The sequence below is a fragment of the Caballeronia sp. EK genome (assembly GCF_014384845.1).
Taxonomy (GTDB): domain Bacteria; phylum Pseudomonadota; class Gammaproteobacteria; order Burkholderiales; family Burkholderiaceae; genus Caballeronia; species Caballeronia jiangsuensis.
On sequence record NZ_JACSUE010000011.1, the window covers coordinates 44,363 to 70,769 of the forward strand.

Genomic DNA, 26,407 nt, shown 5'->3' on the forward strand with positions numbered 1-26,407 from the left:
ATCTCCATTGCGACGCGGGCGCGTCGGGAAAGAACGCGCCCGCCTTACTCGTCACTTCGCGCCGATCGATGCCTTGTATGCGCGCAACTGGGTGTCCTTGCCGAGATCGTCGGTGATTTCGCCCCAGCCGCTATCGATGGCTTTCATCGTGGCGTCCGCATCGATTTCTCCAGCAACGAAGCGCGCGACCGCCGTATCGAGCACGACCTGTTCATAGCGCTGGTTCTGCGGAATGCGCAGATCGATAATCATGTTCGGGCTTTGCAGGCTCTGCTGGATCGCGCCGAGATACGACTTGGCGGCCGCGTCGCTCATGCCTGCCTTCTTCCACGCCGACATGTCCGTGAATTGCGAACGCCGATACGGATTGAAGCCCGATGCGCCGATCGTCACATCGACGTTCGATTGCGCCGGCTGGCTCATGAACGACAGGAACGCATAAGCGGCGTCCTTCACCTTCGGCTTCGCCTTCGCATTGATGCCGCCGGACCAGCCGCCGAAGGCCGCGAACGGTGCGTGATTCACGCCGTCGATCGCATAAGGACACCGGGTCTTGTCGCACGGCACGAGCTTGCCCGTGTCGCGGTCGACCACCTTGCGCGAGCCGGGCAGAATCACCGCGCCTACTTTATCGATCACCTTCGACTGCTTCGGATCGATCGCGAGCACGCCGACATCGCCCCAGTCGAGCGTCAATGCGCAATGGCCAGAGATGAACGCGCTGCGCGTGTCGCCGACATCGAGATTGATTTCGTTGGGCGGTCCATAAGTCGTCGATTCCTTGTAGATGCGCAACGCTTCCTTGAAGCCGTCGTTGTTCACGAGCGCCTTGAAGTTGCGCGGATCGAAGAACGCGCCCTGCGCCGTGCCCTTCGATTGCAGATAACCGCCCGCGATCGAGATGATCGCCCAATACGCCTGCGCGTTACGCTTCTTGGAAATGCACGAACCCGCGACCGGCTTGCCGTCGCCGCCGAAGGCCTTGCCGTTCGCGGCTTTCGCGATATCGAGGTAATCGTCCCAGGTTTTCGGCGGCTGCTTGCCGAGCTGCTGAAGGATATCCGTGCGGTAGTAGACCATCTGGAAGTCGCCGTCGAGCGCGACGAGATAGGTCTTGCCGTTGTACTTCTGCGAGAAATCGACGAAGAACGGCATGACGTCGTCTTCCTTCAACGCCGTGTCTTTGGCGACACGCTGCGTCAGGTCTTCGAGGAAGGCGCCCTTCGTGTAATCGACCATCCATTGCGGCGCGAAGACCGCCGCATCGACGGAATTCGTGCCCGACGCCCAGTCCGTCAAAAGCTTCTGATAAAGGTCAGAGAACGGCACCGTCAGCACATTCACCTTCGCGCCCGTGAGCTTCTCGAACTCGGGCGCGCGGCGTTGCAGCGGCTCGGCGATTTGCGGACCGACGAAAGTCATCACGTTGACGGTCACGCCCTTGAAGTCCTCGGCCGCGATCGCCGGCGAAGCGGCGAGACATGCGGCCGCAAGCGCGGTCACGGCGCCCATTTGCTTGAACAGGTTCATTGTGTGTCTCCTCCATTGCGGTTGACCACATGTATCGCTCGTCTTTCTTGTCTCCTACTCCCTGAACAGGTCCGGTCTTTCAGCGGAAAAGCGCCGCAGTTCCGCGACGACTTCATCCAGGTGATCGTGCATCGCGCGCGCGGCGGCATCGCCATCGCGTGCGCGGATCGCATCGGCGATACGTGTGTGCTCGGCGAGCGTATGCGCGTGACGCTCTGGACTCGCCATCAGACGGCGCGCGCGATCGAGCGCATTGCGCGATGCAGCGACGATTTCCTTCACGCGCGGCAAGTCGATTGCATCGAGAAGCAGTTCATGGAACGCGAGATCGAGCAGATGAAACTCGCGGCGCAGACCTTGCTGCACTGCTTCGACTTCCCGTTCGAGGTTCGCATCGAGTGCATCGAGCGTGGCTGCATCGCACGCAACGGCAAGCGTGCGCACGGTCTCCACTTCGAGCGCGCTGCGGATGAACAGATGCTGACGTATGTCGTGCATGACGATGGGCATGACGCGTGTGCCGCGCTGCGGCAAGACTTCGACGAGCCCCACGGTTGCAAGCTTGGCCAGTGCGGACGAAACCGGAAAGCGCGATACGCCCATGCGCTCGCACACCGCGAGCTTGTCGATCATCATGCCGGGCTCCATCGCCAGATTGACGATGGCCGCGCGCAGCGCCTCCTCGACGGCGTCGGTGAGGCTGCCGCGCTCCGAACCGTGCAAGCGGGGCAACGCGCGGTAAGGGTCGGCGGCAAGACTGTTTTCATTCGTCGATGAGCTCACGCCGCCCTTGATTTCGCACTAACATGCTAGCAGGCTAGGAGGTGCAACACGGGTTGTCAATGTCCATTGCGCCCGTGCGTTGCAGCATATTCGGGCCTTTATAAAGGCCTCCGTTCGAACCCTGAGCATCGCCGTCACGACACCATCTGAGGAGATGAACATGACCAGCATCACGAAGCTCTCCGTGCGCGATATCCGCTTTCCCACGTCGCGTTCGCTCGACGGTTCGGACGCGATGAACGCCGCGCCCGACTATTCCGCCGCCTACGTGATACTCGAAACCGATGCGCCCGGACTCGCGGGTCATGGCCTCACGTTCACGATCGGACGCGGCACCGAAGTCGTCGTCGCGGCGGTCGAGGCGCTGGCGCCGCTCGTCGTCGGCAGGAGCATCGAAGATATCGCCGCGGACATGGGCGGCTTCTGGCGCGCGTTCACATCCGATAGTCAATTGCGCTGGATCGGCCCGGAGAAAGGCGTGATCCATCTCGCGACGGCTGCCGTCGTCAATGCCGTGTGGGATCTGTGGGCGAAGAGCGAGAAGAAGCCCGTGTGGAAACTGCTCGTCGACATGAGTCCGGAGCAGCTCGTGCGTTGTCTCGACTTCCGCTATGTGACCGATGCGATCACGCCATCCGAAGCACTGGCCTTATTGAAGCGCATTCATGGAACACGCGGCGAACGGGAAAAGGAAATGCTCGCTCAGGGCTTTCCCGCGTACACGACGTCCGCGGGCTGGCTAGGCTATGACGACGACAAGATTCGCCGGCTCGCGCGTGAAGGCGTCGCGGCGGGCTGGACGCATTTCAAGCAGAAGGTCGGCGGCAATCTCGACGAAGATATGCGGCGCGCGCGCATTCTGCGCGAGGAAATCGGCCCCGAGCGCAAGCTGATGATGGACGCGAACCAGGTCTGGGAAGTCGATGAAGCGATCGCGAACATGCGCCGTCTCGCGGAGTTCGATCCGTGGTGGATCGAAGAGCCCACGAACCCCGACGACGTGCTCGGCCACGCCGCGATTCGCAGGCGCCTCGCACCGATGATCGGCGTCGCGACCGGCGAGCATTGCCAGAACCGCGTGATCTTCAAGCAGTTGCTGCAAGCGGAAGCGATCGATTTCTGTCAGATCGATAGCTGCCGTCTCGGCGGTCTCAACGAAGTGCTCGTCGTGCTGCTGATGGCCGCGAAGTTCGGCGTGCCGGTGTGTCCGCATGCGGGCGGCGTCGGCTTGTGCGAGTATGTGCAGCATATTTCGCTGTTCGATTACATCTGCGTGTCGGGCTCGCTCGATCGTCGCGTGCTCGAATACGTCGATCATCTGCACGAGCATTTTCTCGATCCCGTCGTCATCGAAAACGGGCGCTATATGCCGCCGCAGGCGCCCGGCTACAGCATCGAGATGCACGCGGCATCGCTCGATCGATACGAGTTCGGCAAAGGAGAAGCATGGCGCGAATGAACGCCCCTTCGTGGCAGGACGTCGTCACGCAAACGGAGCGCGCGCTCGCATGCGGCGCGCTGCGTTCCTTCGACACGGTGCAAAGCGTGATCGAAGATGGCGGCGTACCGTTTCTCGTGCGGCAAGCGGCAAACCTCGCGCGCAAGGAGGAAGCATCGAAGCTCGCGGCGAAGGCCACGGCGGACGCCGCAAGCGCATGGCGCGATCCGTTTTCTCCCTGCGAGGAAGCGCTGCGTGTGGGCGATATCGGCGAGCGGCACTTCCTGCTGCTCAACAAGTTCAACGTGCTCGCGCATCATCTGCTGATCGTGACGACGGACTTCGAGCCGCAGGAATCGCTCATCGGCGAGGATGACTTCGCGGCGCTCCTCGCATGCCTCGAGCGCTTCGATGGGCTCGGCTTCTATAACGGCGGCACGATCGCCGGATCGAGCCAGCCGCACAAGCATCTGCAGATCGTGCCGCTGCCGCTCGATGGTCACGCCTTGCCCATCGAACCGTTCATCGACGCCGCGCACACGAGCGGCATTTTTCGCGCGCCGCAACTCGCGTTCGCGCACGCGGCCGCATGGCTCGACGGCGATGATCCCGCGAACGCCCACGCAAACTATCTGCAACTGCTCGACGCGATCGGCGTGCAGCCGCTCGACGTCGCGGGCGTCGCGCATCAGAGCGCGCCTTACAACCTCCTCGTCACGCGCCGCTGGATGCTCGCGGTGCCGCGCGGGGTCTCGCATGTCGAAGGCGTCGCCGTGAATGCGCTCGGCTTCGCCGGCTCGCTCTTCGTGCGCGACGCCGCACAGCGCGACGTCGTCGAATCGCTCGGGCCGATGAAGCTGCTCGCAAACGCAACCATCTCTTGAAATCGGCGGCAGCGACCCGCATGTCGGCTTCCAGACATCGGGAGTTCTAGGAACATGGGAAGCCGGCCTCAATTCATCGACGATCTTGCGCGCGGGGCGCAGGACGCCGCGCCCTCCGCCCCGCTCGGCAATATCGACGATTCAGCCCTGCTCGACACCTATTCGCGCACGGTCATCGGCGCACTCGAGCGCGTGCAGCAAGCCGTAGTGTTCATCGCAGTCGAGCGCCAGGTCGCCGATCCGCGCGGCACGCGCCGCAATGTCGGCGGCACGGGCTCGGGATTCATCTTCACGCCGGACGGCTATCTGCTGACGAATAGCCATGTCGTGCACGGCGCGACGCATATCGTGGTCACGCTCGCGGATGGCGCGCGTTTCGACGCCGATCTCGTCGGCGACGATCCCGCGAGCGATCTCGCGGTGCTGCGCATCGGCTCGGCGGAGCCGCTGCCGCATGTCGAGTTGGGCGATTCGGGCAGCCTGCGCGTCGGGCAGATCGCGATCGCGGTGGGCAATCCGCTCGGGCTCGCGCAGACCGTCACGACAGGCGTCGTGTCCGCGCTCGGCCGCTCGCTGCGTTCGACCTCGGGCCGCATGATCTACGACGTCATCCAGACCGATGCCGCGCTCAATCCCGGCAACTCGGGCGGGCCGCTCATCAATTCGGCGGGGCAAGTGATCGGTGTGAACACCGCGATCATTTCCGGCGCGCAGGCCATCTCCTTCGCCACCGCGATCGACACGGCCAAGTGGGTCATCATGCAGATCTTCGCGTATGGGCGCGTGCGGCGTGCGTATATCGGCGTGGCGGGCACGACTACGCCGATCTCGCGGCGCGTGCAGCGCTTCTTCGAGCTCGCATTTGCGAGCGGCGTGCATGTGATGGAGATCGTGAAAGGCAGTCCGGCCGCGCTCGGCGGTTTGCGCACGGGCGATCGTATCGTCGCGGTGGATGGCATCGCCGTCGATAGTGTCGATGGCTTGCAGCGCACGCTGGATGCATCGCGTATCGACAAGCCCGTGAAGATCGCGGTGCTGCGCGGCACGCAGAAGCTCGATATCGACGTGACGCCCGTCGAGCAAACGGGTTGACGCTGCGGCGGCGCGTGTCGATCGTCCGATCGTCACACGCGCCGCCACGCACGTCGCTTCGCTTCATTTTCTGCTGCCGGTCTCCCGCGCCGGTTCTCCCGCGTGCCCCGTATCTCGTTCGTGCGCATCGGCGAATACTTCCGCCAGGCGCTCGCGCAACGCGGCCGCATCGCGCCGCAGCGGCTCGTTCGTCGATGCGACGATCAACGCATCGATGCGCCGCTGCCAGTACTCCGGCCGCATGACCGCATACCGTTTCGGTTCGCCGCGCTCCGTCGCCGCGACGCGCTCCAGTTCTGCGATCATCCGCCCGATGTGCGCGAGCTCCTCGTGCGCTTGTTGATCGGCGCTCACAGGCTTCTCCTCCCTCGTCCCGCGTCTCGGTTCCCGCGCGGGTTCACACATGCTAAACGGCACAGTCGAACGGTTTATTCCAGCGGTGAAAGCAAACGAGACCTAAGCACATACCCGGGTCCGCGCTTTGCGTTATCTGTCATGTCTTGACGGCTATGTGCGCTAACAGCCGGTCGCGCGTGCCCGGCTCCGGCTTAATGTGAAAGCAGCAGGCTGCGTTCGCGCGCACGGGCCGCCCCGTCGAACGATCCTGCCCTGTCGGGGAAGGTCCTAAAAAGGATTGCCATGACCACGCACAAGAAAAACCAGACGGCTCCGCGCCGCGAAGCGTTCCGTTGCACCGGCGCGCAACTCGACGCCTTATTGCGATTTGCCGAGGAACGCAAGCTCGACGATCAACCGCTGCATATCGTCGTCGCTGAATACTGGCGCTATCAGGCGCACGCGAAAGCGGCCTGATCGTTCCTGATCGTTCGCACTTCTCGTGGGTTTCGACGCATCGCCCATGCGGGCCGAGGGCGTCATTGTCCCGATAGCACGCGCTGCTTGAGCACCCAGATCGCGGTGGGCACCGCGTAATAACCGCTGACGTTGCCGGTGACGAGCTTGCCCGTCACCTGGATGCGCGCGTTTTCCGTGGGCGTTGCATCGATGATCTGCACCGCCGACACGTTCGACTGCTGCCGCGCGTTCTGGCCCGTGCTCGCGCTCAGCACGCAGATCGGGCCCGACAGCGCAAGCACCCACGCGGGCTTCGCGGACGCATCCCCTTCATGCGCGGCCTGGCGCGTCGCCGTGCCTTCGAGCGTGACGACATCGCCGTCGTTGTAGCAAGGCGCCGCCGCTGCGGAGCCTGCCATCAGTACAAGTACCCAAGCACAGGCTTTCGCAATCATTCGAACCTCGCGAAGAGCGCGTTGCGTGACGCGCGGATCCGGGAAAGAAGCTCAGCTACTTTAGGTGATAGCCGTTGGGGTCGCAACCTGCGGGAAACGGCTCATTGACAGTATTCCTTTCAAAACCATCATGCGGGAACGCCCGTTGCTGGAGATCATCTGACGAATCGAACAGCGCGGAAGCGAATCGAAGACCGCGCATGATGACATCAGTTGCTTGGTTCGAGGAAACGATGCGGGCCGAGAGAGGGGGCGACGATGAATCAGGTCATAGTTGGGGTGTTCGGATGCTATCGCGACGGACATGACGCGCTTCGCGCATTGCAGCTCGCAGGCCTGCGACGCGACGATGCGCATCTTTACCGGGCAGGACGCGGCGAAATCGACATCGATGCGCTGCTGCCACCCACGCACGACGAAGACGATGCCGAGTACGTTGCGCACGGCGAACATCAGGGCGTGATCGGCTCGCGCAACCGCTACGTGCCGCAAGAGCCGCTACAGCCACCGCAGACGCCGTCAGTCAGCGACGACGCCGCGCCGCAACGCACCTTGCTCGTCATCCGTATCTCCGACGACATCAAGCCGGGCGCCATCGGCGAAGTGCTGCACGAGCATGGGGCGATCGCCGTGAAGGATGCGGGCGGGCACTGGCGCTTCTCGCCGTTCAGGAATCCGGCAGGCGTCTGAGCGTGCGCATTTCAATGCATGCCGGGATGCGGCTTGCGGACAACCGGTCCGATCTCCGGTTCAGCACGCTCGTCCTCTTCGGATGTCCCGACGGACGACGTTTCGTTGGCGAGATCGCGAACTTCCTGAGCTGCCGCCGCAGCACGCAAGTTTCGGCAATGCGCCGAATGACGGAATGTCGCGAGCATGCGTACGACTTCGCGAGTTCTCGTTCTCATTGTTGCCTCCGTTGAAGCAGTTCAGAAACTACTTTAAGTGTAGGCGTCGGAGCGAGGTTGGCAAGGCTTTCGTGTGAAACAAACAAGTCCGGTTCCGATGCTTTCCGGACGAGTGTCGCGCTACTGATAGGACATCGTGAAGGTCGCCTTGCCGTGAACGCTTCCCGGAATGAGCGTGCCTGTTGTGCGAACGTAGCGCGCCGTGAGCGGAATCTGCATGACGCCGCCGCTTGCCGTGCCCGCCGTCCACTGATTCGTGTTGCCCGCAACCGCCGAATCTGCGCCGAACGCCACGGGAGTCGCTCCATTCAGGATTTGCAGGCCGATTCCGGCAGCCGATGATTCGGGAGCCAGGCTCAAGGTGGTAGACCGGTTCTGTGGACTGACGACATCCGACAGCGTCACGGCAACCTTGACGCCCGCAGCGCAGTTCAGACCGAGCGACACGGTCGTATCGCCCGAAGTGGCGCCGGGCGCGACCAGATCCTTGCTCAACCCCTTCGGAAGCGCAAAGTCGAGGCTCGGCGTGGTCACGCTACATGTGTTGCTCGTCATCGCCACGCTGCCTGTGAGGTACTGCGTCGCCGTCACGGTCGTCATGCAACTGCCCGTGAACGTCACTGTCGCGGAAGGCCACGTTGCAATGGCGCCACTGCCGACCGGCCCCGTTACCACCAGATCGGCCCGCATGTAGTGCGCCGTACTTCCGTTCGGCTGTGTCAGCGTCTGCGACACCGGCACCGAAACCCATGAGCCGCCCCATCCGCTCGTGATGTAAAAGTGCACGCCGATGCCCGGGACGCTCGTCTGATAGACATTCGTGCTTCCCGGAACGAGCGTGCCGCTCACCGTCACATTCTTCTGCACATCACAGGTGAAGCCGGTGGCGGCAAGGCCCCCGTTGCCCGCTGCCGTATTCAGAATGCTGCCGACGGGTGCATCGCGCGACGCTGACAGGGTGGCGGGAAAGCTCAGGACAGGCATGGAACCGGCGGTCGGAAATGTTAAGGTGCCGGCCACTGCCTGGAGACACGACGCAGCTAGCGCGAGGATCGCGCATGTTTTCGCTGCTCCGCCTTTCGAAATGATCCTGCACATCGCGCGCGAAGCGTTGGGCGTGCGGTCCTTGCGAAGCGTGTTCATCCATTCGCCTAAGCTCATCTCGATCACCATCGGTCTTGAGAACCCGCGTCGCCGGCTGACGCAGCAATGAATGCATGCGACGCCACGCAATGCGACTCCACCGACACATACCCCGCAGTCAACTTATTGCTCTTCGCGGGCAACGCATACGCGATGCTGCATTGCTCTCTCGCCTCGTTGCCCCACTTGACGACGAGCGTGCCCTTCTCCTCGACGCCACGCGCGAAAATGCGGCTGTCCTGCGCGACGACGCCCACCACATGACCCGCGCCATCGGACACTTCCGCGCCGAACGGCAGCGCATCGCCGCCGAGGCGCGGCGCGCGGATCAGCGCGGCGCGTCCCGTTACCGTCTTGTACTTGAGCATGACGATCGAACCGGAACGCGGCGCCACCTGTTCGGACGTCGACTGAAGTTCCGTATCGAGCGAACTGCCCTTCGGATCGATGTCCACGTTATTCATGCTGTAGGGCGTGAGATAAGGCACGACCGCGTAACCGTGCGAATCGATCTTCACGCCGGTCGCGCTCGACACGCTGGCGCCCTCCGCGCCCTTCGCCTCGACGATGCCGAAAGTATCGCCGACCGTCTGCGAGAACGTCACGCCGCCCGGATGCGCGACGATCGATCCGCTCACGCCCGCCGACACCTGCGATGAGCCCGGCCCGCCGCTTGCCGACGCGCTGACCTGCGCACGCGGCGCGCGCCACGCGCCGCTCACGCCCGCGTTCGAATCGATGGCCGTGCCCGGCTGCTGCCCCAGCGAACCATACGCGTTGTACGAGTACTGATTGCGTTCCCCCGCCGTTCCGCCGATGTTCGCCTGCATGTTCGTCGCGCCGCCGCCCGTGTTCAGACTCGTCGTGAGTTGCGGCGCATGACGTGAATGACCGAGCGGAATGGTCGTGCTCACCATCAACCGATTCGACATGGCGCCGTCCGAGTTCTGCGTGCGGTCCGCAGTCACACTATAGGTGCCGTATTTGAAACGGTTCGAATAACCCGCCTGAAAAAACGTGTCGTTTCCCGGACGGTTCCAGTAGCTTTGCGACGAGACCGTCGCAAACACCGAGCCTTGATTGCCGAGCCGCTGATCGATGGTCAGTTGCGCGCGGCCGCGATTGCGATCGGCCGGATTGCCGCCGTCTCGCGCGGCGTCGCGCACGCGGGCGGCATCGGCGAAGGAAAGATAGCTGCTGTCGGAATAACGGTATGCGCCGAGCGTGAGGTTGGTGCCGGTCGGATCGACGAATTTGGCATAGCCGATATGCAGGCTCTTGCCCTGCATCGCGTGTTTGCCCGGAACCTGCGTGCGCGCGACCGTGATATCGCTCGCAAATGCGCCGTACTTCGTATTGAGCGCCGCGCCGGCATTCACGGCGGCATAGCCCTCCGATGCAATCGCGCCGCCATAGAGCGTGACCAAATTCGTCAGGCCGCGCTGTAGCGTGAATTGCGCGAAGCTGGGCTTCGTGCCCAGCGAATCGTCGCGGAGTTGTCCCGCCGTGACCGCGAAGCGCGTCGTGCCCGGACGCAGCGATTGCGCAACCGATGCATACGGCACCGTGAAGCGCTTCGCGCGTCCGTCGGCTTCCATGACGGTGACATCGAGATTGCCGCCCGAACCCGTTGCATAGAGATCGCGGATTTCGAACGGGCCGGGCGTCACGCCCGTTTCGTAGATGATCTGCCCGTTCTGACGCACCGTCACGAGCGCGTTCGAATCCGCCGTGCCACGCACGACAGGCGCGAAACCGCGCAACGATTCGGGCACCATGCGATCGTCCGTGGCGATCTGCGCACCGCGAAACGCCACGGAGTCGAACACGTCGCCGGTCGTCTGCGCGTCGCCGATCACGGCTTGCGCGCGCAAGCGGGTTAGGTCGTGCTGGACGTAAGTCGCGATGTTGTCGAACTGCGTTGCCTGCCCGGTTGATGTAGTCAGCGACGACTGATGACGCAGGTTCCATCCGCCGACGTTCACGCCCGCGTTGAGCCCAAGATAATTCTGCGTCGATTGCTCGCCGCCCGCCCGCGTCCGATAGGTGTTCGCGTTATAACTCAGGAAGCCCGCATTCACGCCGCGATCCCACAATTCCGGCGACACGTATCCGCGCGCCGATGCGCGCATGTAACGCTGCGGAATGGAAAGCGCCAGTTTCTGTTCGCTGAAATCGAAGTCGATCGAGGCTTCCGGCACGAGCGCGCGCAAATCGATGCAGGCGTCGGCCGGCGTCTCGTCCTTTTGCCCGCGCTCGGCCGCGAGTCGGGCGAGGTCGAGGCCCGCGCTCTCGAGCATCTTGCTCGTCAGGCACGGCATCGCGTTGCCGCCTTCGTCCGCCGCCACGAAACGCACTTCGTCACGCGCGACGCGATTGTCGTTGACGACGATATCGACCGCGTAGACTCCCGGCGACACGATGTTGCCGCGTGAAAATCGCTTTGCATCGAAATCGCCTTTCGAATCCACGCGCAGGAACGTGGTGTCGAACTCGACCACGCCGGGCGCTTCGCTGGCGAGCGCCCGCTCCGTGCTCGCAAAGGCTGCCGTCGCGAAGGTCATCAGGACCAGCGCCGCCGTGCGGCTCAATTCGAGGGTAGAAAGCGATTGATGACGATGGGACTTCATATCTCAGCGGTTTCGGTTTCTCGGATATCGAAGGATCGACGTCCAACAAACCGATGCTATTTTTTATCGAGATAGAAGTACCTAGGACGAGTTCGAATTTTGAGATGGGTGAACGGTCTGTTTCAAAAGACCGTCGGCACGATTGAACTCGCGCGCTCGATTATTTCGAGACGAGAAACGCGATATGCGTGAAGACGCGACGGATCGCTTCGGCGGCGCTACTGTCCGATGGCGGCGTCGCCCTCGATGGGACCGCCGTAGTCGCTGATCGCGATGAAATGAATCTTTCCGCTGGTGACACCGCTCATCTGCGGCACAGGGATGATTTGCGTGGAACGTGGCGCGACCATTCCACCCATTTCGTTCTTGTAGGTGCGTCCATTGGACGATACGGAAATTTCGCTGAACGAAACGTGATACGCGCTCGGATTCGACACGGAGAGCGCCAGGCCCGCGCCCTGAGGCGCCGGCACGACGCGCCATTCGAGTGTTTTCGGTGCTTCGTCCGGGCTGCCCGCCAAGCGTGGCGGACGCACGAAGACCTTGATCCGCGTGCGATAGGCCATTTGCAGCGTGTTGGTATTGGCATCGCCCCTGGCGTCGACCTTGGGCGGAACGTCGAGCACGTTGAGCCAGAACACCGACTCGCGATCTTGCGGCAACGCGCCGCCGCCATACATCAGGCGCAAAGTCTGCGATTTGCTCGGGTCCATGCGGAAAATCGGCGGTGTGATGACGAAGGGCGTCTTGATATCGCCGGGCTTCGCGTCCGCGTTGCCATCGTCCATCCAGACCTGCACGAGCGCCGGCGTGCGGCTATCGTTGTTCAGCTTCACGCTGACTTCCCGCTGATCGAGCGGATAGATCACGCGCGTGCCGCTTATCGTGACGCTGGCATGCGCGGCGACGGCGAACAGAACCGTGAGTATTGTCGATATCGCAATCAACCACTTCGCTATTTTCATTACCGCTACCTGAATGTCCCGTCGTGCGCAGACGCCGAGCCGGACCATGCCTCATCGGGACGGTCCGGCGCGCTCATTACTGATATTGCAACGTGTATTGCACCGTGGTGTTGACGCTGCCCGCGGTTGCTTTGCCCGTTGCGTAATACTGGGCGAAATAGTTCAGCATGGCGGCGCCGCCCGAGATGGCTGCGCCGTTCGTGGCCAGGTCGTTGTTCTGGTTGGTGAGGATATTGATAGGCTGCATTTTGGCGTTTAGCAAGCGAACCTGCACGTTGCCCGCCGGCGATGCCGACGCCTGGTTCACCAGATTGCCGCTGGTCTGATCGACCGTCGGACCGTTTTCGAAACGCGCGACGGCTTTCGTCGCCGCGCCGCCGCAACCGGTCAGCGCGAGCTTGATGTCGCCGAGACTCGACGTGCCGGCCGTCGTGCCCGCGGCCGGCAGCGAGCCCGAGTCCACGTTCGGCAGCGTCGCCGTGACGTTGGCCGGCGCCCCGGTCGCGACACCGTTGATCGAGCACGTCGTGTCCGAAAGCGCGCCGTTGATGGTGATGGTGCCGTCGGCGGCGTGCGCGTTCATCGACATCAGAGCGACGACGCTCATGGAAACGAAGGCGGCAGCCAGGGTAATGCGCTTTTGCATGTAATGCTCCAGAAAACTCGTGATGAAGGACTTCGGACTGATTCGGCGCGCATGGCTGAGCTTGCATGCCATGTCGCATCGGAGAACGCGTTGCGCTTTCATCCAGCGTGATGCCTGGTGGCTGGCTGTCGCGGCGATCTGCGTTGAAATGAATAGTAAAAAAGTGAGCCTAAGAAAGCTCTAATCCAAATCTCAAATTGAGATGGGCGTTCTTTAGGAGGCGAATGCCGAAGTGGACGAATCGAAGCGCTTTTCCTGTATTAGTCCGACGATTGACGGCCCTCGCCCGCGCCGAATCCCAATTTGTCCGAACCGTCTAGTACATTTCCCGCATCGTGACCTGTGCACAACAAGGCGGAAAAGAACTTTACTGTCGCCTTGCCAGCGCCCGGCGATGCCGGGAGAATCGGAACAACGGTCTGAGAGCCGTTCCTTCATATATGCCGTCAGCAGAAGCGCCGGGCAACGGTTCGCTGCGCGTGGCGGCGAATCACGAGAACTCGATGGCAACCGCAGAGGGCAAGACGCGATACCGCATTGATACCGATAACACCGGCGCCGGTATCGCCATCATGATCCTGACGACCGCGACATTCGCGGCAAGCGATTCCACCGTCAAGCTGATCGGCACCGCGGTCCCTCTGCTGGCGCTCCTCTGGGTACGCTATCTCTTTCAGATGATCGTGATGGGCGTCTGGCAGGTGCGGCGCCGCGCATTCGGTCTCTTTCGCTCGGGCAGCGTCAAGCTGCAGATCGTGCGGGCGGTGCTGCTGCTCAGCAATTCCGCATGCACGTTCGCGGGCTTGCGGCATCTGCCGCTGCCGGTTTCGACTTCCCTCGCGATGCTCGCGCCGCTCATTTCCACGCTGCTTGCCGCGCTCGTGCTCAAGGACGAAGTTCCGCGCAGCAAATGGGCGATGGTCGTACTCGGCTTTATCGGCATGTTGCTCGTCGTGCGGCCGGGCGGCAGCCAGTTCAGCTGGACCGTGATCTTTCCGATCGGCGCGGCGACGACATTCGCGTGCTTTCAGGTGGTGTCGAGCCATCTCACGCGCGTCGACGATGCAATCACGACCAACTTCCTCACGGCGCTCGTCGCCACGATCCTGCTGTGCGTGCTCGTCTGGATGGATCAGGCGGAAACCTTGCCTGCGGTCGCGCAGGTGCGGATCGGGAGCTGGCTGCTCGTCGTCTTCATGGCGACGATGGCGACACTCGGGCACGGACTCATGCTTCAGGCGCTAAAACGCGCCCCGCTCTCCGTGCTGACGCCGTTTGCCTATGGCCAGCTCGCGTTCGCGGCGCTCTTCAGCTGGCTGCTGTTCGGACAGGTGCCGGACCTCTGGATGGCGATCGGCATGTGCGTGATCGCGGCGAGCGGCATCGGCACCGTGCTCCTGCACGGACGCAAGACGGCACCGGCCGTATCGACGGAAGTCTGACGCTCAGGGAAACGCGATAGCCGAAGCGGACGCAATCAGTTGGCGGAATGCGCTTGCTGTGCCTGGCCCGTGCAGAGCCAGTGCGGATCGATGTCGAGCGCCCGCGCGATTCGGCTGAATGCCGCGAACGGCGGGACCGTGATGCCCCGTCGCCAGAATTGCACGTCGTGCTCGCTCACATCGAGCCAGCCGGCGGCTTTGGCGGAACTGACGTTTGCCTTCTGCAAGGCGCGGTCGAGTCGTGCGGCCATGGCGCGCCGCAAGGTGTTGTCTTCGTGACTACGTTCAAGATGGCCAAGGGTTTGGGAATGTCGCCCCATTTTCTTCAATTCTCTCGATTTATATCTTTATGCCGTTCAGCGCCGGCTCATTCGCGCGAGGTGAATCCTACGGATTCACGATGACGAGGCAGTGACAGAAATACCGGTAAAGACCGTGTTCGCCGAATGCCCCGATGCGCGTGTTGCAGTGCGAGATTCTTCCAATTACCACACCAATGCGTCAAGTGGGGAAACAACGCATTCGGTAAGTTTGGGCTTAGGTGTTTACGCGGGTGCGGGCTTTCCGGCTTAGCGGACAGAGCTAATTCGCCGCGCATCTTCACCGTCCGACTGGTCGGATTTTTCCGCGTACTGGAATACTGCCGAAAAGCAAATGGTCGTTCGGATTATGTGATGTGTGATCAGACCACTTGCTTTTAATGAGCCTGCTCATTTACTTATCGCCAGCCGCGATTTTTGAATAATGGGCGACATGGTTTAAAGTCAAGCGGGGAAAACGTAATTGACACTCCACATCGTTCCCTTAGAATAGACCAATCGCTGCACTGCACAAATTCATCGCGTATTCAATTGGCAACTTCCATATGGAGTCGAGCATGAGCAGTTTTACGCCGGAAAATGTTATCGCGTCACAGAAGGCGGGCGTCGACACGACTTTTGGTCTCGCCACACAAGTCGTCGGGGGTTTCGAAAAGCTGGTCGATCTGAACGTGCGCACGGTCAGAACGGCGCTTGACGAACATCAGGCGCTGCTCGCCAAGACGTTCTCCGTGCGCGATCCGCAGGAATTCTTCGCGCTCCAGAACCAGCATCTGCAAAACAGCGCGCAACGCGTGCAGGCGTACTGGACGAGCGTCTACGAGATCACGACGGGTGTGCGCGGCGGGTACATCGAAGCGGCGCAGGATCAGATCGAGAAGTCGCAGCGTAACGCGCAGGCATTCTTGGAAAGCCTCGTGAGCAACGCGCCGGTCGGCAGCGAAGCCGTCGTGACGGCGTGGAAAACCGCGATCGACGCCGCGACCCAATCGGCGAATTCGGCATACGAAGCCGCCAAAAAAGCTGCGAAGCAAGTGGTCGAAACTGCGCAGAACGACGCCACCGTCGCGACCCAGACGGCCGTGCGCGCCGTATCGTCGAAAACGGCAAGCGCGAAGAAGTAATTTCGCGGGATATCGGTAAGCAAGGCGGACGCGTTCCGCCTTTTTCTTTTTGAGCGTCAGCCGCCCAGACTCTTCAGCACGAGTTCATGCGATCGGCCGATCCACACGGCTGAATCGCGATGGTCAACGAGCGCGTCGCCGGTATTCGGATGCATGAATACATCGAGCGCGCCGTGGTTGAGCGTGAGCCAGGCGAGCATCGGCGCGAGCAGGTCGCCGCCGAATCCCAATTGAAACGACCACATCGGATGCGGTCCGACCGGACGCTCGTGAAAACGTCCCAGGCGCAATGGGCCACTTTGCAACTCCGCTGCGAATCGTTGCTCGATGACGAGCCGAAGCTGCCATGCGGCGTCGCGGCTCACGGCATCGAAATAGATATGCGCATGCCAGTCGGCGATCGTGCGGGTGTCCGTGGCGTTCATCGTTTCATCCGTGCGCGGCAATATTGAGACACGCTTCATTCTACCGAAGCGCTTTCAGCCATGTTCGAGCGTCCAGAGCACGGCGTCTTCAACGAATGCGCGATGATGTGTCGCCCGCATGCCGATGCCCGCGCCGAGCTGCGACAACACGAACGCGTCGGCGAAGCGCGTCAGTCCCCCGATCGCATGCGAAGACGACATCGCTTCCTTCGATAACCGCTCGATCCACAGCCAGCCCGCATCGCCGGAAAGGGACTCGACGCGCGCGCTCGTCAGACGGGCTCGCCGCAACAGCACGCGGCTTTGGGGCAACGCTGCATCGATGACCCAGGTTCGCGTCGATGCCTGCGCCGCCACGCCAACGGAAATCCACGGCAATCCGGACGCCCCCGCCGCAATGAGAAACGCGCGCCGCGTCGTGCTCATCGCCCTTCTCCTTCTGCTGCATCCGGACGCTTCGCCGGCCAGATACCCTGTTTGCCCGGCGACAGAATCCCGTTCGGATCGAGCGCCGTCTTGATCGTGCCGGAGAGACGCATCAGCGCGTGATCGTTGAAATCGTATTGCGCGGCGGCCAGATCCATATACGAAAGATGCGTCCGATATTGCCCGTAACCCGCCGCGCCCGCATCGCGGATCAGCGCTTCGATCAGCGCGCCGGCGTCGCGCGATTGTTTCGGATCGTCGCGATCGAAAATCGCCGCGAAGATGTGATGCATCGCGCGCTGGCCCGCCGTGAAACCGCCGTAATAGTCGAAGCCGAATTGCGCAGCGCGCTCGCGCACCATGCGCACCTGCTTCACGGCATCGCGTCCGATGGGCGGGCAAATCGGCGAGAAATCGATATGCGCGCCCGAGCCGCCGCGCCAGTTCAGCAAATTGAATGCTTCGAGCCCCGGAATGCCGACTTGCGCACGATCGCCGCCGCCTTCGGGCTCGACGGATGCATCGCGATATGGCATTTCGAAGAGCGTCGCGCCCGCGATCGGCTTGAAACGCGCATGCACGATATCGCGCCGCGCGTTGACGAGCGACGGCGGCCCATATAGACAGAAGCGCAGGTTCCAGCGCCCGATGCCGATCTTGCGCGCCATCGCGTCGATGGCGTCGTCGGGCATCGCGCCGTTGCCGTCGTACCAGGCCTTTCGCGTCGATACGCCCGCCGCCCAGCGCACCGCGCTTTCGATGACCGCGTTGCTTTGAATCGTGCCGTCCATTCTGAGCGGACGCAGCGTATCGACGACGCGTTCGAGATCGTCCTCGCGTCTGAACGCGTAGCGGCAAATCATGTAGCCCTCGGGCGCGGGCATGAGCCAGATGCCGAGCTTCGTGACGACGCCGAAGTTCGACTGCATGAACATGTCGTCGTAGGACGGCCCGAAGCCGCCTTTGAAAACCTGCCAGTCGCGGCTCGACGCCATCGCGCCCATGCCGGTACGCACGACATCGCCGTTTGCAAGCACGACTTCCATGCCGCACTGATGGGCCGCATGGTCGCCGTAAGGCGTTGTGCCATAGCCGCGTTCGAGCGTGTTGCCGATCACGCTGCCCCAGCCCGCCGCGGGCGGATCGAGCCAGAACTTCCGTGGCGTGCCGAGCGCGCGATGCAGGTCGTAGTACGTCACGCCCGGCTCGACCAGCGCGAAGCCGAGCGTTTCATCGATCTCGATGATGCGGTTCATCCGCCGCAAGTCGAGCACGACACAGCCGCTCATGCGTGGCGCCGCGCCGCCGTAAGCGAAGTTGCGTCCCGTCGATACGGTCCAGAGCGGCACGCGATATCGATTCGCCACCGCCAGTGCCGCGCGCACGCCTTCCACATCTTTCGGCAGGACGACGGCGGACGGCGCATGCGCGAGCGCGTCGCCGGGCGCGAATGGATCGAGATACGAAGCGGTATCGTTCGACAGCACCGCATCGCTTCTGAGCGCCGCCGCGAAGGCCGCGAGCGCCGCTCGAAACTGCGCCGCCGACAGTCCCGGCGGCAGCGTCTGCGCGGTCAATATCCGCCGCTGCTGCCGCTGCCGGATGTCGTGCCCGACGACGTCGAACTGCCGTCGGTCTGACATCCCGCGAGCAGACCGGCGAGCAAGGCGAGCATGACTGTTGCGATTCTGGCGAGCTTCATGAAAGCACCTCCGAAAGGTTTGAAAAGCCGGGCGCGGCGATTAAGCCGCTTGCTCATTAAACGCACGGCGACGCGTGGATATTCCTTCGCGAACCCGTATGAGACAATTTCGCGCCCCCTCTCCCAAGCACGCGATGAAGCGCTACCAAGCCCTTGCCGACACGATGGCCGCCGAGATTCGCGCGGGCCGCTTGCCCGTCGGCACGCGCCTGCCATCGGTGCGGCATCTGACGACGCAATACGGCGTCGGTCAATCGACAGTCTTTCGCGCGTATTACCTGCTCGAAGAATGGGGCTTGATTCGCGCGCGTGAACGTTCCGGCTACTTCGTCGCGCCCGGCGCGAAAGTGGCGACGCAGACAGCCTCGCCCACGCCGATCGCGGAGCCTGCGGCCATCGACGTGAGCAGTCTCGTTTTCTCCGTGCTCGATGCGGTCAAGCGTCCGGATGTCGTGCCGCTCGGCTCCGCGTTTCCATCGCCGACACTGTTTCCGCTGGCGCGTCTCGCGAAGTCGCTCGCGCACGCGGCGCGCATGCTCGATCCGTGGAGCACGGTCGTCGACATGCCGCCGGGCAACGAGCAATTGCGGCGGCAGATCGCGCTGCGTTACATCGGCATGGGCATCGCGCAGCCGGTCGAGGAACTCATCGTCACGAACGGCGCGATGGAAGCGCTCACGTTGAGCCTCATGGCCGTCACGAAGCCGGGCGATGTCGTCGCGATCGAATCGCCGTGCTTCTACGCGGCGTTGCAGGCGGTCGAGCATCTCGGCCTGCGGGCGGTCGAGATTCCCGTCGATCCGCACGCAGGACTCGATCTCGACGTGCTCGCCGAAGCGCTCGTCAAGCATCCGGTGCGTGCGTGCTGGTTCATGACCAACTTTCAGAATCCGACTGGCGTGACGCTTTCCATCGAGAAAAAGCGCGCGCTCGTCGATTTGCTCGCGAAGCATGACGTGCCGCTCATCGAGGACGATGTTTACGGCGAACTGCATTTCGCGGCAGATCGTCCGCCGCCCGCGAAAGCCTTCGATACCAAAGGGCTCGTGATGCATTGCGCGTCGCTGTCGAAGACGCTCGCGCCGGGTTACCGGCTCGGCTGGGTCGCGGCGGGTCGTTTCGCGGACGCGATCCGGCGGCTCAAGCTGATGACGAGCATCTCGACCAGCATCCCCATTCAGGCGGGCGTCGCCGATTATCTTCAGCACGGCGGCTTCGACAAGCACTTGCGCAAGCTGCGCGGCGCGCTTCTCACGCAACGCGGCGCGATGGAACACGCCATTGCGCGCTGGCTTCCGCCGGACGTCGGATTCGTGCAGCCGGACGGCGGCTATTTTCTGTGGCTTCAATTGCCCGAACATGTCGATGCGATGCAGTTGCACAGGCGCGGGCTCGAACACGGCATCAACGTGACGCCCGGGCCGATTTTCTCCGCGCGTCACGCGTTCGGGAATTACGTGCGCATCAACTTCGGTCATCCGTGGTCGCCGCAAGTCGAAAGCGCGATGAAAACGCTCGGCGAACTGCTGCGCGCGGCATCGTAGAAGGTCGTTTGACGCCGATGTCTGCATGCTAGACTGCTGTACATGCATACAGTATCCGAGCCTGCCTACACCGTCGCCGTGCGCGCGCTGTGCGAGTTCACCGCGAAACAGGGCGATCTCGATCTGCGCTTCACGCCGACGCCGAGCGCGCAGGAAGGCGTCGCGGGCCACGTCACGGTGACGAGCCGGCGGCCGGCCGGATATCAGAAGGAAATCTCGCTGTCGGAGACTTATGGGCCGCTGTACGTACGCGGCCGCGCCGATGGCTACGATCCCGCGCTCAATCGTCTCGAAGAGATCAAGACGCATCGCGGCAAGCTCGAATCGATGCCGCAGAATCATCGTCATCTGCATTGGGCGCAGGCGCGCGTGTATGCGCATCTGATGTGCCGCAAGCTCGGGCTCGAAGCCATCGAGATCGCGCTCGTGTATTTCGATATCGTCGATCAGACCGAGAGCGTGCTCGTCGAGACGCAGACTGCCGAAGCGCTCGCCGCGCATTTCGAAACGCAGTGCGAGCGCTTCATCGCGTGGGCGCGGCAGGAGATGCAGCACGCCGCCGCGCGCGATGACGCGCTGAAAGCGCTCGCCTTCCCTCACGCCGATTTCCGGCCCGGCCAGCGCGCGCTCGCGGAAGCGGTGTATCGCTCGGCGGTGTCCGGCCGATGTCTCGCGGCGCAGGCGCCGACCGGCATCGGCAAAACAGTCGGCACGCTCTTTCCGCTGCTGAAGGCGTGGCCAGGCCAGCGGCTCGACAAGATCTTCTTTCTCACGGCGAAGAGCGCCGGACGGCAACTCGCGCTCGATGCGCTGACGACGCTCGCCGCTAAACCGTTGCGCGTCGTCGAACTCGTGGCGCGCGACAAGGCGTGTGAATATCCCGATCGCGCGTGTCACGGAGAATCGTGTCCGCTTGCGCGGGGCTTCTACGATCGCCTCGCCGGGGCGCGCGCCGACGCGCTCGAATGCGCGCAACTCGATCGCGCGTCGATCGCCGAGGTCGCGCGGCGGCACGAAGTCTGTCCGTATTATCTGAGCCAGGAGCTGTCGCGCTGGAGCGACGTGATCGTCGGCGACTACAACTATTACTTCGATACGAGCGCCATGCTCTTCGCGCTCGCGGAGGCGAATCGATGGCGCGTGTCGGTGCTCGTCGACGAAGCGCATAACCTCGTCGAACGGGCGCGCGGCATGTATTCCGCGACGCTCGATCAGGCCGCCGTCAACGCGATGCGGCGCGGCGCGCCACCCGTGCTGAAACAGGCGCTCGTGCGCATCGGGCGATGCTTGCGCGAACTCACGCGCGAACAGGACGCGGCGAACATCGAATACGCTGCGCATACGGAAACGCCCGCGCGCCTGCTGACGGCGCTCGCGCAAGCCGTCTCGCTGATGACCGAAACGCTCGGCGAACAACCCGACGTCTTCACGCCCGAAACCTTGCGCTTCTATTTCGATGCCATGCATTTCACGCGCATCGCGGAACGCTTCGGTTCGCATTCGATCTTCGACATCACACTCGGCCGAATGAGTTCGAATGCCGGGAAGCGCAATGCCGTGCTCTGCCTGCGCAACGTGATTCCCGCGCCGCATCTCGCGCCGCGTTTCGCGCGCGCCCACAGCGTCGCGCTTTTTTCCGCGACGCTCACGCCCGCGCACTTCTACGCCGATACGCTCGGCCTGCCGGAGTCGAGCGTGCGCATCGATGTCGAATCGCCCTTTTCCGCCGAACAGCTCGACGTGCGGGCCATCGCGGACCTGTCGACGCGCTATCGCGACCGCGAGCGCTCGGTCGACCGCATCGCCGATCTCATCGCCGCGCAGTTCGAAAGCGCCGAGGGCAATTACCTGAGCTTCTTCAGCAGCTTCGAATATCTGGCGCAAGTCGCGGCGGCGCTCGCGGCCCGTCATCCGTCGATTCCATGCTGGCAGCAGTCCCGCGCGATGAGCGAAGCGGCGCAACGCGAGTTCCTCGCGCGTTTCGTCGCCGACGGGCGCGGCGTCGGCTTCGCGGTGCTGGGCGGCGCGTTCGGCGAGGCGATCGATCTGCCCGGCTCGCGGCTCATCGGCGCGTTCGTTGCGACGCTCGGTCTGCCGCAGCTCAATCCCGTCAATCAGGAAATGAAAGCGCGCATGCACGAGGCGTTCGGCGAGGGTTACGCGTACACGTATCTTTTTCCCGGCGTGCAGAAAGTCGTGCAGGCGGCCGGGCGCGTGATTCGCGGGCCGCTCGATCGCGGCGTGCTCTATCTGATCGACGACCGCTTCGCGCGCGCGGAAGTGCGGCGTCTCTTGCCCGCGTGGTGGCAGGTGAAAGTGATGCGGCAACGCGACCTGGCCGAATCGGGAAGACCGACTATTTAGACGCGCGCGACGCCGCCGTTAACTGGTCAATCGCGGGCATTCATCTTGCTGCTCTCGGGCGCCTCAGGGACACGAAGATGCCCCTACAGGGCCGAGAGAGCCCACTATAGGAGAACCCACATGTCTGCCGCTCATACCCCGCGACCCATTGATGCGCTCGACATGCTCGAAGCCGACCACCGCGCCATCGAACAGCTTTTCGATGCGTTCGAACGCGCGGAACGCAACGATTTCGAGCGCAAGAACGCGCTCGTTCAGCGCGCGTGCGAGTTGCTGACGATCCACGCGATCGTCGAGGAAGAAATGCTGTATCCCGTCGCCCAGAATGCGCTGGCCGAAGACCAGCGCATCGACGTGGACGAAGCCTACGTCGAGCATTTTCTCGTGAAGACGCTCATCGAACGGTTCGCGAACCTGAAGGCCGGCGACGATGGTTTCGACGCGACCTTCAAGGTGCTCAAGGAGAACACGACGCATCACATCGAGGAAGAGGAAACCACGCTGTTTCCGGAAGTGCGCAAGACGCAGATGGATCTCGTCGCGATCGGCGCGAAGATGGCCGCGCGCAAGGCCGCGCTGAAGGAGCGCATCGCAGAGAGCGCGATGATGGCGCACTGATGCGCGGCGCGAATTGCACAGCAAGACCCGGAGTGCGTGCGACGCGCGCGCGGCGCACACTGCAGGCAACTTACGCACATCCGGAGAAATGACATGAAGGTGCTCGAACGCGCGACGTCAGAAGATATCGGCGAACGGATCGACGCGCTCGACTGGGCCGATCTCGAAGCGCAACTCAACAGCTACGGCTGCGCCGCCGCGCCCGCGCTCTTGTCGCGCGACGAATGCGAGGCGCTCGCCGCGCTGTACGATCGCGACGGCATCTTTCGCAGCCGCGTCGTGATGGAGCGCCACGGCTTCGGGCGCGGCGAGTACAAATACTTCTCGTATCCGCTGCCCGAAACGCTCGAAGGCGCGCGGCGTGCGGTCTATCCGCATCTCGCGCCGATCGCCAATCGCTGGAACGAGGTGATGCGCATCGAGACGCGTTATCCGCGCGAGCACGCGGCATTCATCGAGCGCTGCCATCGCGCGGGGCAGACACGGCCGACGCCGCTCCTGCTACGTTACGTGCCCGGCGATTTCAACTGCCTGCATCAGGATCTCTACGGCGAGCATGTCTTTCCGATCCAGATGGCGATCCTGCTATCCGCGCCCGGCCGCGATTTCACCGGCGGCGAGTTCGTGATGACGGAGCAGCGCCCGAGAATGCAATCACGCGTGGAAGCGGTGCCCCTGTCGCAGGGCGATGCGGTGTTCTTCGCCGTGCATCATCGGCCGGTGCAGGGCACGCGCGGGCCGTATCGGGTGAACATGAAGCACGGCGTAAGCCGCCTCAGGTCGGGGCGGCGGCATATGCTCGGCGTGATCTTTCACGACGCGCAGTGAGCGCGGGCTTTACTCGTTTTCGTCGAAGTAATGCCCGAAGCGCGCCTGCTTCGTCTTGATGTAGCGCTCGTTTTCCTCGCGCATCGGGATGGCGAGCGCGACCCGTTCGCACACGGGAATATCGTGCTTGAGCAGCGTGTCGAACTTCGACGGATTGTTGCTCATGAGGCGCACCGACTTCACGTTCATCGAGCGCAGGATCGCGGCGGCGGAGTCGTATTCGCGGGCGTCGTCGGGCAGGCCGAGATGCAGGTTCGCATCGACGGTATCGAGCCCCTGCTCCTGCAGCGCGTACGCGCGAATCTTGTTCGCGAGGCCGATGCCGCGCCCTTCATGTCCACGCAGATACAGCAGAATCCCGCGATCCTCCGCCGCGATGTAGCGCAGCGCCAGATCGAGCTGCTCGCCGCAATCGCAGCGGTATGAGCCGAACACGTCGCCGGTCACACATTCGGAATGCAGCCGCGTCAGCACCGATTCTCCGTTGCTCACGTCGCCCATCACGAAGGCGATGTGCTCGACATCCGTGTGCTTCACGCGATAGACGTACGAATCGAAGGTGCCGTAGCGGGTCGGAATGGTGGCCGTCGCCACGAGTTCGACATCCGCGCACTCGTCGCACTCGCCGAAGCGGTGTTGTGGGTCCTGCACGTCCTGCGGGGGAGAAGCGGTTTTCATAGATCAATCAGCGAGTCCACGGCGCCGGACGTCGGCCGATGGATCATGCACCATCACGCCGGCCCGGTTAGTCATGGTAAAGCCCATCGGGAAAGTTTGCAGATTGTCGCACGGCACGCGCCCCTTTCTGCGTTTTTCCGTACGGGCGTTCCGCTCATCGGCAGCCTTCTCTTACGCCGGATTCTCGAAAGTGCCTGGACTCCTGTCCGTCGCGCGCCACTCGGGCTTGCGCGCCGGATCGGCCTTCTGCAGCCCCGCGCGCACGCCGGGCGCGTCGAAATCGCCGGTATAGACGGGCGTCGCGGGCTGCTGCCGCCATGAATCGTCGATAGCGCCCGCATCGACGGGATCGAAGCCGATTTCATCGACGAGCTTCATCACGACGGCTTTCGCCTTGGCGTCGTCGCCCGCAACCGGCAGCGCGATGCGTCCCGGCGTGCCCGCCGGCTTGCCGCGATTGCGCAAGTGGTCCGCATAGATATTGTTGAACGCCTTCACGACCGGCCGCCCGATCTGCTGCTCGACCCAGCGGCTTTCCGTCGCGCCCTTCTCGATGCCTTCGATACGCCCGTCGCGCTGCTGCGGATAGTAGTTGCCCGTGTCGATCACGACGACGCCCGCCGGCGCGCCCGCGAACAGGTTCTTGGGCAGATTCGGCACTTTCGCCTCGGGAATCGTCACCACGACGACGTCCGCGTCCTTCACCGCGTCTCGCGCCTCGACAGCCGTCGCACCGGTTTCGCGTTCGACATCCGCGAGCGAAGCGGGCCCGCGCGAATTGGCGATGCGCACCTCATGGCCGTTCTCGCCGAACCGCAGCGCCAGCACGGACCCGATGTTCCCGGCGCCGATAATTCCGATCTTCATACTGCCTCCTTGAAATAAACGCGAAAGCAACGACGTGTTTTAAAAGGAACCTCCGGGAGGTCCGCGCAATCACAATGCCTCATGCGGGAAAACGCCAAATATCGGCCCGATAGCCCTGCGCTATCCCGACAATAAAATCAATCCACTTCTCGGATGTGATAGCTTTCCTGTATAGTTCATTCACTTCTTCAACACCACTCCAAAAGGAACCTGGTAAATGCCTATCATCAACAGCCAAGTCAAGCCGTTCAAAGCAACCGCCTACCACAATGGCGATTTCGTGACCGTCACCGATGAAAGCCTGAAGGGCAAGTGGTCGGTGTTCGTGTTCTACCCGGCCGACTTCACGTTCGTGTGCCCGACGGAACTGGGCGACCTGGCTGACCGCTACGAAGAATTCAAGAAGCTGGGCGTGGAAATCTACTCGGTTTCGACCGACACGCATTTCACGCACAAGGCATGGCACGACACGTCGGACACGATCCAGAAGATCCAGTATCCGATGGTTGCCGATCCGACGCTCGCAATCTCGCGCGCTTTCGACGTGCTGATCGAAGAAGAAGGCCTCGCGCTGCGCGGCACGTTCGTGATCAACCCGGAAGGCGAGATCAAGCTGTGCGAAGTGCACGACAACGGCATCGGCCGTGACGCCGGCGAACTGCTCCGCAAGGTTCAGGCTGCCCAGTACATCGCGAAGAACCCGGGTCAAGTGTGCCCCGCCAAGTGGACGCCGGGCGCTGAAACGCTGACCCCGTCGCTCGACCTGATCGGCAAGATCTAAGCCTCGTTTTCACGAGCGC

At 62.9% G+C, this 26,407-nt stretch carries 28 protein-coding genes; 12 read left to right on the forward strand and 16 right to left on the reverse strand.

The genetic code is table 11. The annotated features are described in order from the left end of the window. Positions 1–51 precede the first annotated feature (51 nt). Together IAG25_RS29075 and IAG25_RS29080 are read right to left on the reverse strand one after the other, a co-directional pair. Entirely contained in the window at positions 52–1,530 is a 1,479-nt protein-coding gene (locus tag IAG25_RS29075; RefSeq protein WP_035506036.1) for an extracellular solute-binding protein, read from the reverse strand. Positions 1,531–1,584: 54 nt separating this feature from the next. Beyond that, a complete protein-coding gene (locus IAG25_RS29080; RefSeq protein WP_309243984.1) occupies positions 1,585–2,313 on the reverse strand; it encodes a GntR family transcriptional regulator in 729 nt (242 codons plus the stop codon). A gap of 160 nt (positions 2,314–2,473) precedes the next feature. On the opposite strand from IAG25_RS29080, the gene IAG25_RS29085 reads away from it, so the two are divergent. Genes IAG25_RS29085 through IAG25_RS29095 form a run of 3 tightly spaced genes read left to right on the forward strand, consistent with a single transcriptional unit; the run spans position 2,474 to position 5,727 of the window. After that, positions 2,474–3,772, forward strand: a complete 1,299-nt coding sequence (locus IAG25_RS29085) for an L-fuconate dehydratase (protein WP_187607920.1) — start codon at positions 2,474–2,476, stop codon at positions 3,770–3,772. Further along, positions 3,760–4,635: an ATP adenylyltransferase family protein gene (locus IAG25_RS29090; RefSeq protein WP_187607921.1), complete on the forward strand. Its 876-nt coding sequence runs from the start codon at positions 3,760–3,762 to the stop codon at positions 4,633–4,635. The genes IAG25_RS29085 and IAG25_RS29090 overlap by 13 nt, the downstream gene beginning before the upstream one ends. A 54-nt stretch (positions 4,636–4,689) precedes the next feature. Then, the gene (locus IAG25_RS29095; RefSeq protein WP_187607922.1) at positions 4,690–5,727 is read left to right on the forward strand and encodes a S1C family serine protease; all 1,038 of its coding nucleotides are present in this window, start codon (positions 4,690–4,692) and stop codon (positions 5,725–5,727) included. 63 nt (positions 5,728–5,790) lie between these two features. Here the strand turns inward: IAG25_RS29095 and IAG25_RS29100 are convergent, their stop codons facing one another. After that, positions 5,791–6,081 (reverse strand): hypothetical protein, encoded by a 291-nt coding sequence (locus tag IAG25_RS29100; protein ID WP_035506045.1) that lies wholly within the window; start codon positions 6,079–6,081, stop codon positions 5,791–5,793. A gap of 285 nt (positions 6,082–6,366) precedes the next feature. Between IAG25_RS29100 and IAG25_RS29105 the strand changes: the two genes are divergently transcribed. After that, a complete protein-coding gene (locus IAG25_RS29105) occupies positions 6,367–6,540 on the forward strand; it encodes a hypothetical protein (protein WP_187607923.1) in 174 nt (57 codons plus the stop codon). 62 nt (positions 6,541–6,602) lie between these two features. Here IAG25_RS29105 and IAG25_RS29110 read toward each other — a convergent pair whose 3' ends face one another. Beyond that, a complete protein-coding gene (locus tag IAG25_RS29110) occupies positions 6,603–6,941 on the reverse strand; it encodes a hypothetical protein (RefSeq protein ID WP_250484896.1) in 339 nt (112 codons plus the stop codon). 294 nt (positions 6,942–7,235) lie between these two features. On the opposite strand from IAG25_RS29110, the gene IAG25_RS29115 reads away from it, so the two are divergent. Beyond that, on the forward strand, positions 7,236–7,667 hold the full coding sequence (locus IAG25_RS29115; RefSeq protein WP_187607925.1) for a hypothetical protein: 432 nt from the start codon (positions 7,236–7,238) through the stop codon (positions 7,665–7,667). Between the two features lie 11 nt (positions 7,668–7,678). On the opposite strand, the gene IAG25_RS29120 is transcribed toward IAG25_RS29115, so the two are convergent. The 5 genes from IAG25_RS29120 to IAG25_RS29140 all read right to left on the reverse strand — a co-directional run bounded on the left by IAG25_RS29120 (position 7,679) and on the right by IAG25_RS29140 (position 13,269). Then, positions 7,679–7,885, reverse strand: coding sequence for a hypothetical protein (locus tag IAG25_RS29120; protein WP_187607926.1), 207 nt, complete (start codon positions 7,883–7,885; stop codon positions 7,679–7,681). Between the two features lie 120 nt (positions 7,886–8,005). Beyond that, positions 8,006–9,028, reverse strand: a complete 1,023-nt coding sequence (locus IAG25_RS29125) for a fimbrial protein (protein ID WP_187607927.1) — start codon at positions 9,026–9,028, stop codon at positions 8,006–8,008. 23 nt (positions 9,029–9,051) lie between these two features. Continuing rightward, the gene (locus IAG25_RS29130) at positions 9,052–11,658 is read right to left on the reverse strand and encodes a fimbria/pilus outer membrane usher protein (RefSeq protein WP_187607928.1); all 2,607 of its coding nucleotides are present in this window, start codon (positions 11,656–11,658) and stop codon (positions 9,052–9,054) included. 218 nt (positions 11,659–11,876) lie between these two features. Beyond that, positions 11,877–12,623, reverse strand: coding sequence for a fimbria/pilus periplasmic chaperone (locus tag IAG25_RS29135; protein ID WP_187607929.1), 747 nt, complete (start codon positions 12,621–12,623; stop codon positions 11,877–11,879). Between the two features lie 76 nt (positions 12,624–12,699). After that, complete coding sequence (locus IAG25_RS29140; protein WP_187607930.1) at positions 12,700–13,269, reverse strand: fimbrial protein; 570 nt, start codon at positions 13,267–13,269, stop codon at positions 12,700–12,702. 503 nt (positions 13,270–13,772) lie between these two features. Here IAG25_RS29140 and IAG25_RS29145 point away from each other — a divergent pair. Beyond that, the gene (locus IAG25_RS29145) at positions 13,773–14,711 is read left to right on the forward strand and encodes a DMT family transporter (RefSeq protein ID WP_187607931.1); all 939 of its coding nucleotides are present in this window, start codon (positions 13,773–13,775) and stop codon (positions 14,709–14,711) included. Positions 14,712–14,746: 35 nt separating this feature from the next. On the opposite strand, the gene IAG25_RS29150 is transcribed toward IAG25_RS29145, so the two are convergent. After that, a complete protein-coding gene (locus tag IAG25_RS29150) occupies positions 14,747–15,031 on the reverse strand; it encodes a helix-turn-helix transcriptional regulator (RefSeq protein ID WP_035506058.1) in 285 nt (94 codons plus the stop codon). Between the two features lie 557 nt (positions 15,032–15,588). Here IAG25_RS29150 and IAG25_RS29155 point away from each other — a divergent pair. Continuing rightward, a complete protein-coding gene (locus IAG25_RS29155) occupies positions 15,589–16,155 on the forward strand; it encodes a phasin family protein (RefSeq protein ID WP_255504023.1) in 567 nt (188 codons plus the stop codon). Between the two features lie 56 nt (positions 16,156–16,211). On the opposite strand, the gene IAG25_RS29160 is transcribed toward IAG25_RS29155, so the two are convergent. Genes IAG25_RS29160 through IAG25_RS41610 form a run of 4 tightly spaced genes read right to left on the reverse strand, consistent with a single transcriptional unit; the run spans position 16,212 to position 18,708 of the window. Beyond that, positions 16,212–16,580, reverse strand: a complete 369-nt coding sequence (locus tag IAG25_RS29160) for a DOPA 4,5-dioxygenase family protein (protein WP_187607933.1) — start codon at positions 16,578–16,580, stop codon at positions 16,212–16,214. A gap of 54 nt (positions 16,581–16,634) precedes the next feature. Continuing rightward, positions 16,635–17,006 (reverse strand): hypothetical protein, encoded by a 372-nt coding sequence (locus IAG25_RS29165; RefSeq protein WP_187607934.1) that lies wholly within the window; start codon positions 17,004–17,006, stop codon positions 16,635–16,637. Next, positions 17,003–18,583 (reverse strand): FAD-binding oxidoreductase, encoded by a 1,581-nt coding sequence (locus IAG25_RS29170; protein ID WP_187608057.1) that lies wholly within the window; start codon positions 18,581–18,583, stop codon positions 17,003–17,005. Before IAG25_RS29170 ends, IAG25_RS29165 begins: the two co-directional genes overlap by 4 nt. Beyond that, positions 18,580–18,708, reverse strand: coding sequence for a hypothetical protein (locus tag IAG25_RS41610; RefSeq protein WP_255504025.1), 129 nt, complete (start codon positions 18,706–18,708; stop codon positions 18,580–18,582). Before IAG25_RS41610 ends, IAG25_RS29170 begins: the two co-directional genes overlap by 4 nt. A gap of 134 nt (positions 18,709–18,842) precedes the next feature. Here IAG25_RS41610 and IAG25_RS29175 point away from each other — a divergent pair, with 134 nt between their 5' ends. The 4 genes from IAG25_RS29175 to IAG25_RS29190 all read left to right on the forward strand — a co-directional run bounded on the left by IAG25_RS29175 (position 18,843) and on the right by IAG25_RS29190 (position 24,062). Beyond that, positions 18,843–20,252, forward strand: coding sequence for an aminotransferase-like domain-containing protein (locus tag IAG25_RS29175; RefSeq protein ID WP_187607935.1), 1,410 nt, complete (start codon positions 18,843–18,845; stop codon positions 20,250–20,252). A 42-nt stretch (positions 20,253–20,294) separates the two neighbouring features. Further along, positions 20,295–22,616 carry an ATP-dependent DNA helicase gene (locus IAG25_RS29180; protein WP_187607936.1) on the forward strand — a complete coding sequence of 774 codons (2,322 nt, stop codon included), beginning with the start codon at positions 20,295–20,297 and terminating at the stop codon, positions 22,614–22,616. A 120-nt stretch (positions 22,617–22,736) separates the two neighbouring features. Continuing rightward, positions 22,737–23,234 (forward strand): hemerythrin domain-containing protein, encoded by a 498-nt coding sequence (locus IAG25_RS29185; RefSeq protein ID WP_187607937.1) that lies wholly within the window; start codon positions 22,737–22,739, stop codon positions 23,232–23,234. Positions 23,235–23,327: 93 nt separating this feature from the next. Beyond that, positions 23,328–24,062 (forward strand): 2OG-Fe(II) oxygenase, encoded by a 735-nt coding sequence (locus IAG25_RS29190; RefSeq protein ID WP_187607938.1) that lies wholly within the window; start codon positions 23,328–23,330, stop codon positions 24,060–24,062. A 9-nt stretch (positions 24,063–24,071) separates the two neighbouring features. On the opposite strand, the gene ribA is transcribed toward IAG25_RS29190, so the two are convergent. Both ribA and IAG25_RS29200 read right to left on the reverse strand, forming a co-directional pair. Next, positions 24,072–24,740, reverse strand: a complete 669-nt coding sequence (gene ribA / locus IAG25_RS29195; RefSeq protein ID WP_035506107.1) for a GTP cyclohydrolase II — start codon at positions 24,738–24,740, stop codon at positions 24,072–24,074. Positions 24,741–24,911: 171 nt separating this feature from the next. Next, positions 24,912–25,607: an NADPH-dependent F420 reductase gene (locus tag IAG25_RS29200; protein WP_187607939.1), complete on the reverse strand. Its 696-nt coding sequence runs from the start codon at positions 25,605–25,607 to the stop codon at positions 24,912–24,914. 217 nt (positions 25,608–25,824) lie between these two features. On the opposite strand from IAG25_RS29200, the gene ahpC reads away from it, so the two are divergent. Next, positions 25,825–26,388 (forward strand): alkyl hydroperoxide reductase subunit C, encoded by a 564-nt coding sequence (gene ahpC, locus IAG25_RS29205; RefSeq protein WP_035506113.1) that lies wholly within the window; start codon positions 25,825–25,827, stop codon positions 26,386–26,388. The last annotated feature ends 19 nt before the right edge of the window (positions 26,389–26,407 follow it).